Source organism: Litoreibacter sp. (genome assembly GCF_058136045.1).
In genome coordinates this window covers 1-14320 of record NZ_JBYVDD010000004.1, presented here as the reverse complement: position 1 = coordinate 14320, position 14320 = coordinate 1, and the positions used below count along the sequence as shown (strand labels likewise).

Here is a 14320-nt window from a genome sequence, read left to right as displayed (position 1 = left end):
TCGCCGCTGGGCAGAGGTTCAAGCGCGGAGTTGAAGAGAACGGCTTCGCCTTTAACCAGAAAGCGAGGACAATATGACGATTACATTACATGCACAGCCCTATGATATCAGTGCAATTGGGTTTTATTTCACCAGTTCCGAAGACTACGACGAGAAGACCAAACAGCTTACCAACATCCACGGCGACCCCGTCGAAGAATTCGAAATCCAATTCATCGATGGCGAACGGATCGATTGTGACCTCGCTAAAGCCATTGACCTCAGCCAAGCGAATTTTCGTGACTATCTGGACTGCGTTGACGCATGGGACGACTGGGAAAAGATCAATGTCATTATTGCCGTGGGCGAATGCGGCTATGGTTTTGACGGTCAAGTTGATCCTGACCACCATGGGATTGATGTCTATCATGTCGAGACCATGCGCGAGTTGGCAGAGCAATTTGCCGATGAAGGGCTGTTCGGCGAAATCCCAGAGAATCTGCAATTCTACATTGATTATGACGCTATCGCTCGTGACTTGGCGATTGAATACTCAGAGATCGAAATCGCGGGCGACCGCCTGATCTATCGGGCGAGCTGAGGGGAGGAGAAGTGATGACTTTGACTCACCAAGGCTACAATTTGGGGCATCCATGGTACTACCTGTTGGGAGGTCCCATCCCAACCGTCAAAACAATTCAGGCCAACGTTATCGCTGGCGATTATGCAGGCTATCTGGCGCGCACTATTTCCGAAGTCGACCGCAAGGCCGAGCCGCAACGTTCCACCAAGCTGGATGCGCTACGGGCGCAGATCGTGGAAGACTTGCATGATGACATTACCCGTTATCGTACATGCGCGCGCGACTTACAAAAACGCGCGCGACTTACAAAAATGGCGCGCCAAACGAGGCGAGACCACCGCGCCGGAATGCAACGAGGTTCATACGGCGATCTGTCTTAAGCACAACCATATCGTCAATGATTTTGCCAATCTCAGAACATTGGACAGCCTGCCGCGCCAAGCTGATTTGTTTTCGGGTATTTGAGCTATTCGTCAGGGAACAGTCCCGGCATCCAGCGGCCTGCCAGCTTAGCTGGGAAGGCGAGTTGCAAGGGCGCGCGGGTGCTGGCCGAAGTCAACGCACCGCTTTCAATTAGCGCTGACGTAATACGGCGTGCGGTGCGCTCATTGACACCTAGTAGTGCGACCACGTCAGCGCGGGCCAGCTCGCCTTGAAGCAACACTGACCGCAGAACGGTGTCGGATTTCGCGGGTAGCTTACCTGCGCGCATTTCTTCTTCGACCCAGATCATGATCCGGTCGCGTAGACGGTCAGGCTTCATCAACCTTTCCATAAACTCCACTTGATCAATGCAGCATTGCAGGAAAAAGCGGGTGAAGTTGGCAAGCGCGGATTCCGAAAGCGTACCGCGCCCGTCGCGGTCGCCTTTACGTGGGGCATCACAGGCCATCAGGTGGCGTTTGTATTCCGCTTCATTGCGGGCGAGGCCACGAGCAACCGACCAGAGACCTTTCGTGTCTAAAGCTTCGCGGAGCATGGCATAAGACATCAACCGGGCAACGCGGCCATTGCCATCCAGAAACGGGTGAACCCAAAGCAGACGATGATGCGCACATGCGGCGGCGAGGATTGCCTCAATCCGACCTGCGTGGGTGTAAGCTTTATCCAGACGCTCCAAAAAGCGGGAGACCGCGCCGGGACTAATCGCGATATGGCGACCCACCTCGACATTGCGGTCGCGGATTGCGCCGGGAATAATTGGGATTTTTTCACCCGTGCCGGGATGTTCGACCACCAGCAGGTCGGCGGGCAACAGCTCACAGAAACGGCGGTGGATATCGAGAATGGCATCAGGCGCGGTAGCGCGGATTTCCAAGCCACCTTCATCGATCCATTTCTGTACTTCGATATGAGCCTTTGCTTCCAATTGCAGATCGCGTTTTTCAGGATCAGCGCTATAATCGTCGCTCATCGCCCGCTCGATATCAACGGGATGGGTGCTATGGCCTTCGATTAGATTGCTGTAGTAACAGTTCATCGACCGGATCAACCCAGCCAATGCTTCGGCAATTGAGGCAGGCAAGGACGCCCGGAACGCTGCCGCCTGCGTGGCAAGGTCCAGTGCCAAGTCATTCAGTTCTGCCCGCTGCCCTGAGCCTTCACTCACCATCAGCGGTTCAAACAATCCTACGGTCTCGCCATCGTCTCTCAGTGTCATATCTGCCTGCAATTTGTCCGGTATATTGTCCGGTTCGTTTTTCATTCTTTTCTATATATAGCAGGATGGTGGGCAAATTGATAGCATCACGTTCGTATACACAATGTCCGGTTCAATGTCCGTTATCTAGAAGATGTCATTTATCTCCCTCAAGCCGTTGAATTGCCCGCGTTAGCGTCCACGGATGAACCCCATACCAGTGCGCCACGTCCTTGCGCATTTCCCCACGCTCCAGACGCGCCTGCGCATTCCTTACCTGTCGATCAGTCATCTTTGGGGGAGGGCCAAGGCGTTTGCCCTTGCGCCGCGCAGCAGCCAACCCCTGTATTGTGCGTTCTGACAAGCGGTTGCGCTCATGTTCGGCGACAGCCGCAACAACGGTGAACGCCAACCGACCATCCGCAGTGGCCGTATCAACGCCAAGGCTCACGATCTTGAAATTCACGCCGCGTTCTTTCAAATGATCCGCATGGATCAACGCGTCTTTGGTATTGCGAAACGCCCGATCCAAATCCCAAACGACCAGTGTGTCGCCATCGCCCAACCGCGCTAGGACCGCTTCAAACACCGGGCGCGATTTGGCCACTGCTGACAGTCGCTCAATGTGCAACTCATCGCAGATCGGTTGCAGAGCATCGGCTTGCCGATCAATATTCTGCTCTTCTGTACTGACGCGCAGATAACCTATCTTCATGTTTTTCAATGCCTTAACGAGAGGTGTCGAGCGGTATTCCGCTCAACACAAACGATCCTCTCTGCGTTAAGGTCTGAGGGTGGGCAATTTACATATGGAAAATGCCTTAAACCCCCAGTTTCCCTTTCATCTCTTATAATTATAGCAGATTCAATCTAACATATTCAAATATCACACAAATGATCGATTATGCGGAATGGAATTCCGGCCAAATTAACCAGTTATTCACCATTTTCTGTCATGATACTGGCAGTGGTGGCATTTCTTTCAGGTGGAAGGGATGCAGCAGCCCTGACAGCAGATGATGTGCTAAACAAAATGTCTGCTGAGGAACGGGTGGCGTATGTATCAGGAATTGTGGGGGGCTTGGCTTATTCACGATTTTTGCGGGACAAACCTGATGAAACGGGAATGAACTGCATCTACGACTGGTACTACACGGGCGAGGAAGCCCGACACCAACAAATCACACAATGGTTTGAACGGCATTTGGATAAGCCAGCGGAGCCGTTGTTGTATATTTTGATTAAGAGAGAATGTGGAGAATAGATGGTTGCATTGATGGAGCAATTCAAAAGCGAAGGAGCGGGCCGCGATAGCGAATGGGCCCGCCAACGCCAGTGGTTCATCAAGGCGAAAAACGATCATCAACGCCGCGAAGATTTGGAAGACAAAGCAAGTAACAACGCAACGGCAACCGGGATATCTGAGATTGTTGCTGCAACCGCGACCCAGATTAAAGAGTTCGAAATCAAGCTGGATAGTTACGACGCAGCAACGGTTACCGCGTTGATGGAAAATCAGGTGTTATTGGACGCAGTGCAGGCTCGTATCGACACATTACTGGCACAAGCCTACGTGATGGAAGATGGCCGACGCGTGTTCAAGACCGAAGACGGCACTCAGGTCTTTGACGAGAACGGCGGCATTGTTCGCGCAGATGAATTGGATGCTGATCTGATCCCAACCACAGCGCCAACGTGGGAAGCTTACAGCGCCGAGGTTGAAACCGCTCAGGGGCTCACATCTGAACGTGGGGATTTGCTTGCGTATCAGGAAAAACTGGACGTGGCCCGCGAAGAAATCGCCGATGGTGAAATCTCCGAAGCAGAATTGGAAGAACTCGACGCTGATTTACTGGACGCTATGCCGAGCTCTGTTCGTGGTCATGTGCCTGGAATGAAGCCGGTAGCGGCGCAAACGATGCTGGGCTTCGAGCTAACAAAGCAAGACCTGGCTTCCAACGTGAAGACATCAAAGGTGATAACAACTTTTGCGCCTGCGCCAATGTGATCAAAGGCCGTTATACATCGTAGGCGATCATGCGACGGAGCAGCAACCCTTTCCAGTGCTACCATTTGCTGAGGAGACTGCAAATTGCTAAGATGCAGGTAAAGTGGGCCTTCGCTGCGGCTGAACAAATGCCTCCTTACGATTGGGTATGCTTCCCTTCAGTTTTAACGCTCATCCGGAAAGATCAGCGCGCGAAAAATGGCCCTTCAGATGCGCCAAGCCGCAAACGCTGAATGTGGACGGATGGCGAAAGGGTATTCAACTCAAGAAAAAGGTCCGGTAGATTGCTTGATTTGAAATAATGAGGGGTTGTTAAAGGTGATTGCCGAAACGGGTGACTTCACTTAGCGACCAAACATGGTCAGCATTCCGCAGGAGCGTTCATGGCCATATTCACAAGCGTTATCAATCAATGTTTCTATTTCGCTTAGCCTACCAGCGGAGGGGTTTTTCGCAATATACATCGCTGCTCTAAAACAGCCAAAGGCCGATTCTAGGCTACAGCCCCGCTTATAAAAAACAAGCGGGTTAACCGTTTTCCAATTCAGTACATTAAGAAAGTGCATGAGTTCTTCATGAGAAGCAACTTCCCCAAGCAAAAGACCCAAGCCTGTACATGATTCCCCCCAATCGGCACCACAAGATTCCTTGAATACTTGACCTGCCGTAAACACGTCTTTCTCGCCACCCAGCCCTTCAAAAAGCATACTAGCGTAACCGTTACAGCTTTTCTGTGAACCTAATCCACAACCAGTAGATAAAAGTTCTCGAGCCTCTTCTGGGCGAATTCTGTAGGCGGAATGCCCAGCTTCAGTACACACGGCTACTGTGTGTTTTTCACAAGCGTCCAAGAGAAAAGTTAGTCTTTCGATTTCGCTCGACGTTAAATCGGCGACTTTTTCGCATGCAGATTCTGGAAAGGCAGCGCAGATAGAGTGATCAAAAGGGCTCAAGCCTCCGACATCCCTTTGCGCTAAGGGCGACAATCCGATCGTGATAAAAAATGCTACTATCCCCACAAGAAGAGAAAGGATGGTATCTGGCGACTTTTCTACATCAAAAATACGCTCTGGCTTGAGCCAATTTGTGAATCTGAACACTAGCGATGAAACTAAAAAAAGGAATATCCAAGCGCTTGTCGAAAAAGTACTTAAAAAGAAAACGGATGATAGCGAGAAAAGCCCAATAGCATCTGAAAGATTTCCAGAGATTCCGGCTTCGGGCAATGCTCGACTAAGAACGGCAATGAATAGGAAAATTATTATCGCAGATGCAATTAGGTCAGTAGCAAAAAAAATGGCGGCTCGGGGAATGGAATTTTTTTGGGAGATGAACTTGAGGAAAAGCCTTGTTTGGGCTAGTGAAAAATAATCAGCGACTACGTTAAGCGCTAAGGCATAAATGATCAGATAGTTGATGCTTGGAACTGAAAAACCTCTGGACGTGGGCAATGATACAAGATGAAAGGCATATGATACCGCCACTACAGTTGTCACAGATACAATTGTGGAAATCAAAAAGGAGCGTAGAGACCAGAGTTTGCGCCCGTACAAGCCATCACATATTTCGACAAAACGCGCCGCCCATTCCTGTTGGGTGCCAGCCCCCATTAGCCAGAGTGATACTTCTTCTTTGTATTGAATATTCAAAATGCTCACGGAGAATTTTGTAAGGCCGGCAAAGAAGGCGGATACAAAAGCGGCTTGGGTTATCAATTCTATTGGGAAATCTGGCAATTTATTCTATCTCTTGGGGATTGATTGGACACCACTCGACCTTGATGCTTGCCTCACCTGTATGTCAATTGCTTGTGCTGACATTTCCGACCGTGGGGAGGGTTACCGTATCAGCAAGTGGGTACTCCAAAAACTGCCGATGTCTGTCGGCGACTTGGTCGCAACCGGATATCGCAACGCTGTTGTCGAGCTTCATAACCAATTGATAAGAAAGTGTCATTCAGCAGTGCGATTGAGGAAAATACCAAACCAAGCTACCTGATTCCGTGCGACGGAAATTTCACTCTTACCCCGCGCAGATGTTAAAGGGTTTTGGCCTCTCTCGTAGAAGCAGTTGTTTGCTGGGTTATAGCAAGCTGATAACTATTAACTCGTTACTGCCGTTAGCTGAAGGATGCACGAAAGCACACATTTAATTTCAACTGTCTCAGGCGATTCCTCACCGTCGCCTTGTCGGGGCAGAACTTTGTGAATCTACATGGACTGCGATGTTTCTCTCTCGTTGTAATTGCTTCGGCGCAATATCCGGCGCGGTGTAAAAATTAGCTTTCTGCATATGTCGCGTCATTGCAACGTAGGTCAGGCTTTCGTCCATGCTTCGACTAGATAACACGTAACTCTTATCGATGGTGCAACCTTGCGCGCGATGGATGCTGACGGCGAAGCCGTGGTCGAAGGATGCAAATTGATTTGGACGAATTGTAAGTTTTCGCCCCATATTTTCTTCATCTGTATCAATTTGAATGGTGAGTTTTGCATCGCCAATATTATTAACCGTGCCAAGCATACCGTTCCTTACTCCAAGGGTCGCATCATTGCGGGTGAACAGGATGCGATCACCTGCAGTGAATGCGCGTGGGCCGTGGTCCGTTTTGAAAAGGGTTTCCTCAACACTTACTCCTGCTGTTTTTCGGGCAGCACGGATGGCTTGATTGATGGCATGAACGTCTATGCGGCGATGGGCCAATGCAAGGCAGGATGTTGTATTCCCGTCTTGTTTCCAATCAGCCACGTAGTCATCAACCAACTGCGCGATGGCCTGATCGCGGTCAGATGCGTTGTGGACCAAACCATGATCAGCATAGGATTGCAGGGCCGTTTCGATGAACCCACCGGCCAGATCACGTGAAGCCTGACGCTGCCAACCAGATTGTTGACGCCGGATTTCAGTAAGGTGGGACGCACCGACGCTTTCAACGATATCCCTAAACGGAGCTCCGGCCTCAATTGGTTGAAGCTGATCAGGATCACCGATCAGGACAAGCTTACAGCCTCGCTGCTGTAGTTGTTCTGTCACGCGTGCAAGTTGACGGCTGCCAACCATCCCGGCTTCGTCGATTACAACAACGTCGCCGCAATCAATAGGCTCATATCCATTTTTCCAGCTTGCCTCGAATGAGGCCAAGGTGCGCGAGGGGATACCAGATGCAGATTGCAAGCTATCAGCGGCTTTTCCGGCCAATGCAGCGCCATGCACGCGACACCCTTGCCGTTCCCACGCCACACGCGCAGTCGCCAACAATGTGCTTTTCCCGGTTCCTGCAAGACCAACAACCGCGCAGAACTGGCTTGGTGAAAGGATGTGTTGGATTGCGCTTATCTGTTCAATACTCAGATTTGCACCCACACGCTTCCTAAGATCAGTGTTTTGCCGATTTATTGCCGCCTCGATATTGTGGTTGTTGACACTAAAGCCGCCACTTTGGGCCAATTCTTTGACTCGCGTTTGCAAGGCGCGTTCGACAGATTGGAACGCCTGCGTTGCGAATGCGTCTTTGCCTTTGATCGACAAAGACACCAATTCAGGGTCGGCGAGTGCTTTGTTAGCTGCTCCACGCAATAGTGCTGGATCGGGGATGAACTCTGCCAAACCGCGCAGGATATCGTTGCGGGTGAACGTAGAATTCTTCTCTGACAGATGGCTCAGGATTAAACTGGGCCGTTTAATAAGTTGCTCACGCGTGAATGGCACCACGTCGCGTGGGAGGATCAATGGCTGATTTGGGTCAGATTGATATTTGGGAGGCATGTCACGCTGTGCATGATCCCGGATTTCTTGCTCAAACGCATGTTGCGCATCGATGAATGCGCGTTCTCGGTCCAACTCGCGGCGTTCAGCCAGATGACGATCTATCTGCGCTTGTTGTTCCCGTTGATCACGATGCGAACAAGTCTTCGCATCTTCGGCCAGTTGTTTGCAAAGCCGTTGGTATTGCCCGTTAAGCCGTGCCCAGACAGCCTTCAAGCCGGTCGGAAGCCTGTCTTGTCGCAACTTTAGCTCAGCAATACGACGGGTCTCGTGGCCTTCGGACAGATCAATCCGTTGCTGACGTTGCTGGGTAACCAGATGCGCGACCTTGACCTTGTGTTCTTTGAGTTTGCGCTGCTCTGCAATATTTGGATTTGGTGTGCGGCTGTTTAGGAGTGAAACGGCATATTCGACATCGGGAAGATCAGAGAAATCCCCAAGTTGGGCTTTCAGCGCCTTTGTCTTGATGTCTAACCAACGAGACAGCGAATAGACCTCGCCATCTGCATCGACCGCGACAAAGCCGCGACGATCTCCACGGGCAAGGCAAAACCCATGCTCTAAAAGCGAGTTGCCAAAAGCCGACTTTGAATCCGAAGTTTCCCAGCAGGATTTGAATAATTTCTTAAGGTCCGCAGGATCGCGTTTGACCCGTTTCGCCTGACCTGCTTCTTCTGCCGAAAAGTTCAATGGGTCGCGATCTTTCGATTTTTGAAAACCAGCAGGCATCTCCCAATCATGCTCAAGATATAGCTCGCGCGAAATATCACGCAGTCGCAGTTTGAAATGCGAAAGGTTAATCGCCCGCATCTGATCAACATTGATCCGAGACCAAACGCAGTGGGCATGCCGTCTGCCTTTCTTCTCATGAAACACAATCGCACGCGGCTGGCCTGACAGACCCATCCGCCGTTCGATCTCGCCGATCACACGCTCGAATTCAGCGATAGGCACATTTGCGGATTTGGGCGGATTGAGGCTCAGCGAGAACAGATATTGTTGGCATTTTGTGCCAAGGGAAACCGCCTCAGTTTCCTTAAATGCACCGATCAGATCATCGGACATAAATCCGCGCAACTCGTGTACTACCGCATGCTCGTTGTCCTCTACATTCAGCAAGTGTAACGCAAGTTCGCGCCCGTTGGCGCATTGGTTGCCCTTGAGGATCATTCACGCATCCCCAGTGCTTTGAGTAATGTTTGGCGCAGGAATATGACATGATCATAGGATTCTTCGATTTGGGCGCGCGCTACCTCATCCATAACCAAGGAACCGACATTGGCATGATAAGCCAGTTGGTTCAGGTTGTTGGTGATGCGGGACTGGCCTAGTAGTCCGAGAACTTGCGCAATTGCCTGTTTATCGGAGACCGATGTTGACGAGCGACGTTTCTTGCGTGGCAGTTCTTCATTCAGAACTTGAGCGCGAATGAACGTGGCAAGGGCCATCCCATCCGCCATCTCTTTCAATCGCTCATGGTCTTCCAGCGACAAGCGCAATGTCACGCGCGGACAATCACGCGGCGTATTGGGCGCATGCGATTTTCGCGCAGGTCTGCGTTTGACCATATTCAAGGCCTGTGACGCTACATGGAAATCCTGCTGCGCCGTCTTCATAGCGACGGTCCCCTTAATCGGGCAGGGCGTTGCAGGTCATCTTGCGGTATCTTTTGTGCCGCTTTCTCAAAGGCGCGCAACTTGTGGATAACCTCTGGGTCAGCCTTGAGATGAGAGTCCCATTCCTCTAATTCCTCAAGGATAGAAACCAACGGTGCGGGTTCTAGGTTGGTCCTGTTAACTGCACCATTTCAACTCTTGAAATTATTGGATAAACTCAAACCATGTGAGTTGTGATGGTTGGATTTTTGCAACAATTTTGCAACGTTGTGAGTTTGGCTAGGTTCCGGCTCGAATGATTCCCACACGCCCGGGATGTTGAGCCTTTTCGTTTTCCCGCCACTGAAATTTGACCTCGACTGGGATTCGGTGTTTGTCGGCCAGACGGCTAACTTCTTTCCAAGCATCCTGCGCAGACTGGCCTTGGACCGAAATGCCGAGTTCAGGATAAAACCTGTAGCCTTCTTCTTCATACGCTTCGGAATTAGTTGGGATTTGCAGTTCTGTGGCCAACCGGTCTTCAACAAAGCCTTTTGCTTTGACGTGCTTGGCCATTTCTATCAGCAAACCGGCCCAATTAGGCTTGCTGAGCGACTTGCCGTTCATCGTAGCTGAGAGGATTCGCGTAAACGTTAGACCGGGCGTGCGCTCAAAAACAGACACGTCGCCTTCGCTCGCAACCACTTCAGATTGCTCGTCGTTCACATCGCGCTCAAGATCGAGTGCATCCATTTTATCTCGAACCAAGTTTTCAATTGTTTTCGACGGCGTGTCTGTGCCCAGCCACGTCGAGATGGACTTTAGGTCGACGAAGGTAGCGTCACTAATTCTGACTACAGGCATCATGGTTATCTCCTTTTCGCTTCTGAGGGCATTATGTAACATATTATCCGCATCAGTTAAGATAATATGTTACATAATGGCCTCAGATGGCCTGACGTTCGGCGTTTTGGGTGTGTTCGATCTCATTTAGATTGGTTGGCAACTACAAGCCCATGATGTAGCGTGGAGGAAAACAAAGGAAGAACAGTTGCTCCTCGAATCTATCGACCAGACTCGCCTTGAAGTATCGCCCACTCTGGATCCAAAACGTCGATCCAAGCTCGGTCAGTTCATGACACCAGCTCGCGTGGCGACATTCATGGCAGGTATGTTCGATACTCTGCCGCAGCAAGTCAAATTACTCGATGCAGGCGCGGGCATGGGCGCATTGTCAGTCGCGTTCATTACCGACGCATGTGGTAGGGGCGACAAACCCGAGAGCATCGACGTGACCGCCTATGAGGTAGACGATCAACTTGCCGGCCTTCTCGAAGTGAACTTTGACCAGTGCTTTGACCTTTGCAACGAAGCTGGGATCGCGTTCAAGTGGCAGGTGATCCGCGACGACTACGTGCTGCGTTCGGCGGAGCCTTTGCTCAATGATCCCCTGACGTTCAATTGCGTCATCCTCAACCCGCCTTATGGGAAGGTCAACGCAAAGTCTGAATGGCGAGCAGCCTTAAGATCACTCTCTATCGAGACAGTGAACCTCTACACGGCGTTCGTTGCCGTAGCTATGCGGCTATTATCGAATGACGGTCAACTCGTCGCAATCACTCCGCGTTCGTTCTGCAATGGAACCTATTATCGACCGTTCCGCCAGCAATTGCTCGGTTCGTGTTCCATTGACAAACTGCATGTATTTGAGTCGCGGAAATCGACGTTTAAGGACGACGATGTTCTGCAAGAAAACATGATTTTCAAGTTACGAAAGGGAGGCCAGCAACCCACTGTGCAACTCTCCAGTGACGTTGTTGCAGTGCGTGCCGTTGATTTTGCAGAGATCGTGCGCCCCAAGGATCAGCACTCATTTATTCGCTTGCCCATTGCTGACAACGATCTCGCAAGCCGCATTCAATCGCTCCCATGTGTATTGGAGGACTTGGGTATCAAGGTTTCGACCGGGCGTGTTGTCGGTTTTCGCGCCAAAGAACATTTGCGCAAAGACGCCGCAACCGACACGGTGCCGCTCATCTACCCACAGCACTTCGACCACGGGTCGATCAGTTGGCCGATACCTAACTTTCGAAAACACAACGCGCTTGTTGATTGCGATGCAACGGCAAAGTTGATCACGCCCGCTGGAATATTTGTCCTTACAAAACGCTTCTCCGCAAAGGAAGAAAAGCGCCGCCTCGTCGCGTCGATATTCGATGGCGGAAGAGCCGGATTTGAGAACCATCTGAATTACTTCCATGAGAATGGCGAAGGTTTGCCAGTCGATCTTGCGCGCGGGCTCTCAGCGTTCCTAAATTCTGAAGCCGTGGACGAGTATTTTCGTATCTTTTCCGGTCACACACAAGTTAACGCAACCGACCTGCGTAACCTGCACTATCCAGACCGTGAGCAGTTGCAAGCGTTAGGCCGAGGCGACACAACGATGGACGACCTGCTTTAACCTGTCACCTTGAACTGCTTTGCTGGATCGCCCTGAATCCAGATGAATGTTTCGTAGGCAATGTTCTGGTGCTTCCCCTGCCGTGCCGCAGTGTCCTTCCATGTCCGGTAAGTGGTCGTGAACCCGACGCCAGGCTTACCGCAGCGTTCGGCAAGCCGGTTCATCTGCGCGACCTTGTGGGCGTCCACTTCACCGTCGCTTGTCACTGCTTCGATCACCCATAAATGGTCGGTGTCGGGATTCCAAAAGAACGCATCGGGCATTGCGTCATCCAAAGTCAGGGCGACGCCAGCAGCATCCATCTTCGCACGCTCAGCATCCGAGATGCGGTCGCCATCTGCATCATCCACGTAAAGCAATTGGTAGCCGGGGAGGAAGCGTGGCGCGTAGTTTTCGACGCTCGCCTTGATCAGATCGGCGTGGCCTGTGTCGATCAATTTACGCGATGCTTCGGCCATTTTGGCTTGGAAGGCACGGCGCTCTCGGGCGATATCTTCGTTGGCCCACTGTTTGAGCAAATCTTGCCAAGTATCATCCGAGGCTTTCAATACGGTTTTCAGCGTGTGGTCGAGTCGGTAGCTTGAGTTAGGTGACTTTGCTTTGACATGGCCGGAAATGAACGCACCTTTTTCCAACAGGATAGGTTCAATGCCACCCAGTTCGCGCAAAGGCTTGATCCAATAATCACGCCCTTCACGGTCGAGTTTGCCAATGCCACGCTGTAAAATGCCAATGTGGCAGGCCAGATGCGCGGTGGTTGCACCGTCCTCGATCTTCGATCCCTTAGGCGCGGTTGTGAACCAGCTGTCCGTCTCATCGTCCAGAAGGGCAAATACGCCATCAATTAGATCGTTGTTATTGCCAAGATCGAGATATTGCAGGACTGCCCTAATCCTGTTTTTCGTCACCCCTTGTCGTGCAATAATGCCATCTGCCTGTGCCCCCTCAATAAATCGTTTTGGAGAACTTTACTGCGGGCCATTCTAAGAGTCGATTGCATTATCCGGTTGAACCAGTACTAGGATGCCGTCCAATCGAATTGCCTCCATCAACCAATGCCTAGGGGCACGCCATGAATACAAAAAACTTGATCGCCCGACATCACCACCGAGCGGCACAACCTCTGTCTGAAAAGGTCCGCAACAGGCGAGGCCGTGCGCTCTCGCCGATCACAAAATACCGTTTTGTCACACCGGGCGACGGGCGCGAAACGCGCGAGGTGATATTTGATCAACCGGCAACAGTTGGCGCATCTTACTGCAAGTGTTGGGCCGGACGCATGGGTCGTTTCGGTCGAGATGCGGCGTGTGCCGCGCAGAGACTGTGGGTGGCGGCTGAATGAAGTGAAGGGACGGCACAATTGCCGCCCCATTTAGCTAGTAGAAGTCCGTCGGAATCGTCACGCTGCGTTTACGCAATGTCTTTGACCCAATGCTTCGAGTGGCCTGCCATTTGCTGGCATTCGCCGACTGCAAGTTTTGAATCTCATTACCGCGATGAACCACGATCTTCGTGACACCATGTTTCGTGAGTGAATTTGCTAGTCGCAAGAGTTCGTTTCGATTGAGCTCAGTCGGCTTGAGTATGTTCATGCCATCACCTCCTCTAGGCCAATACAGAGTTCTCCGACACCCGCGACACACTTGCCGTTTTCGAAGGCGAAAACACTTTCATCACTTTCATCTGCCTGGATCTTGATCCTGCGAATTTCGGGAAAATCTTCGATGAAGCGTATCAAGAGTGCGATGTGTTTCCTATCCATGGCGCACCTCCCTCTCCAGATATATTTCGCTCAAGGCAGCTTCGTGTTTGACCCGAGGTCGCAGTTCATCAACCAGCTTTTCAGCGAGGAACATGCCGTCACGGTCATCCGAGATCACCGCATAAGCCAGCCGTAATGCCAGCCGCTTTGTCACCTTGCGGTGACAGCGATGCGTTATCTCGTGTTCCAATGACGATTTGAGGTCATGTGCCTTCGCCGGAAGCTGCGCAGCGACCGTCGTAGGGCGGAAGTGGTTTGCTGTATTGTGTTGCATCTGGATTTATCCTTTCCGATGCTGTTTCAATGGTGCCTAATTGGCAGGACAACCATCGCTCGGAGGACATACCTATTTCTAAGCAGCTACTTCCAACTAAGTGCTTTGAGACTGCATTCCCCGAATACCTGCGAATGTACCATTAGCATCCGGCACATGGCGCGGACCGAAAACTCGGGCCGATGAGCCTTCCCTCTCGGGACATTGCCGCGCAATACCCTGCCGGGCAGTGAATAAACGCGTACCGCACTGAG

The 14320-nt window shown here is 51.3% G+C and carries 14 protein-coding genes; 5 read left to right on the top strand and 9 right to left on the bottom strand.

Annotation, left to right across the window (positions count from 1 at the left end; translation table 11 throughout):
• The first annotated feature begins 73 nt into the window (after positions 1–73).
• Both AC3Y7R_RS05400 and AC3Y7R_RS05395 read left to right on the top strand, forming a co-directional pair.
• On the top strand, positions 74–580 hold the full coding sequence (locus AC3Y7R_RS05400) for an antirestriction protein ArdA (RefSeq protein ID WP_490041002.1): 507 nt from the start codon (positions 74–76) through the stop codon (positions 578–580).
• A 14-nt stretch (positions 581–594) separates the two neighbouring features.
• Positions 595–942 carry a hypothetical protein gene (locus tag AC3Y7R_RS05395; RefSeq protein WP_490041001.1) on the top strand — a complete coding sequence of 116 codons (348 nt, stop codon included), beginning with the start codon at positions 595–597 and terminating at the stop codon, positions 940–942.
• Between the two features lie 86 nt (positions 943–1028).
• On the opposite strand, the gene AC3Y7R_RS05390 is transcribed toward AC3Y7R_RS05395, so the two are convergent.
• Positions 1029–2222, bottom strand: coding sequence for a Fic family protein (locus AC3Y7R_RS05390; protein ID WP_490041000.1), 1194 nt, complete (start codon positions 2220–2222; stop codon positions 1029–1031).
• 136 nt (positions 2223–2358) lie between these two features.
• The gene (locus AC3Y7R_RS05385; RefSeq protein WP_490040999.1) at positions 2359–2916 is read right to left on the bottom strand and encodes a recombinase family protein; all 558 of its coding nucleotides are present in this window, start codon (positions 2914–2916) and stop codon (positions 2359–2361) included.
• Between the two features lie 189 nt (positions 2917–3105).
• Between AC3Y7R_RS05385 and AC3Y7R_RS05380 the strand changes: the two genes are divergently transcribed.
• Together AC3Y7R_RS05380 and AC3Y7R_RS05375 are read left to right on the top strand one after the other, a co-directional pair.
• Complete coding sequence (locus AC3Y7R_RS05380) at positions 3106–3465, top strand: hypothetical protein (RefSeq protein WP_490040998.1); 360 nt, start codon at positions 3106–3108, stop codon at positions 3463–3465.
• A complete protein-coding gene (locus AC3Y7R_RS05375; protein WP_490040997.1) occupies positions 3466–4209 on the top strand; it encodes a hypothetical protein in 744 nt (247 codons plus the stop codon).
• 344 nt (positions 4210–4553) lie between these two features.
• Here the strand turns inward: AC3Y7R_RS05375 and AC3Y7R_RS05370 are convergent, their stop codons facing one another.
• The 4 genes from AC3Y7R_RS05370 to AC3Y7R_RS05355 form a co-directional block, all read right to left on the bottom strand.
• Positions 4554–5945: an SEL1-like repeat protein gene (locus AC3Y7R_RS05370; RefSeq protein WP_490040996.1), complete on the bottom strand. Its 1392-nt coding sequence runs from the start codon at positions 5943–5945 to the stop codon at positions 4554–4556.
• A gap of 439 nt (positions 5946–6384) precedes the next feature.
• Positions 6385–9144: an AAA family ATPase gene (locus AC3Y7R_RS05365; RefSeq protein WP_490040995.1), complete on the bottom strand. Its 2760-nt coding sequence runs from the start codon at positions 9142–9144 to the stop codon at positions 6385–6387.
• A complete protein-coding gene (locus AC3Y7R_RS05360; protein WP_490040994.1) occupies positions 9141–9590 on the bottom strand; it encodes a hypothetical protein in 450 nt (149 codons plus the stop codon). The genes AC3Y7R_RS05365 and AC3Y7R_RS05360 overlap by 4 nt, the downstream gene beginning before the upstream one ends.
• A gap of 279 nt (positions 9591–9869) precedes the next feature.
• Positions 9870–10436 carry a T4SS efffector SepA family protein gene (locus AC3Y7R_RS05355; protein WP_490040993.1) on the bottom strand — a complete coding sequence of 189 codons (567 nt, stop codon included), beginning with the start codon at positions 10434–10436 and terminating at the stop codon, positions 9870–9872.
• A gap of 184 nt (positions 10437–10620) precedes the next feature.
• Between AC3Y7R_RS05355 and AC3Y7R_RS05350 the strand changes: the two genes are divergently transcribed.
• The gene (locus AC3Y7R_RS05350) at positions 10621–12030 is read left to right on the top strand and encodes an Eco57I restriction-modification methylase domain-containing protein (RefSeq protein ID WP_490040992.1); all 1410 of its coding nucleotides are present in this window, start codon (positions 10621–10623) and stop codon (positions 12028–12030) included.
• On the opposite strand, the gene AC3Y7R_RS05345 is transcribed toward AC3Y7R_RS05350, so the two are convergent.
• The 3 genes from AC3Y7R_RS05345 to AC3Y7R_RS05335 all read right to left on the bottom strand — a co-directional run bounded on the left by AC3Y7R_RS05345 (position 12027) and on the right by AC3Y7R_RS05335 (position 14066).
• Positions 12027–12938, bottom strand: coding sequence for a BsuBI/PstI family type II restriction endonuclease (locus tag AC3Y7R_RS05345; RefSeq protein WP_490040991.1), 912 nt, complete (start codon positions 12936–12938; stop codon positions 12027–12029). The genes AC3Y7R_RS05350 and AC3Y7R_RS05345 overlap by 4 nt on opposite strands.
• 680 nt (positions 12939–13618) lie before the next feature.
• Entirely contained in the window at positions 13619–13792 is a 174-nt protein-coding gene (locus AC3Y7R_RS05340) for a hypothetical protein (protein ID WP_490040990.1), read from the bottom strand.
• Positions 13785–14066 (bottom strand): hypothetical protein, encoded by a 282-nt coding sequence (locus tag AC3Y7R_RS05335; RefSeq protein WP_490040989.1) that lies wholly within the window; start codon positions 14064–14066, stop codon positions 13785–13787. Before AC3Y7R_RS05335 ends, AC3Y7R_RS05340 begins: the two co-directional genes overlap by 8 nt.
• Positions 14067–14320: the final 254 nt, after the last annotated feature.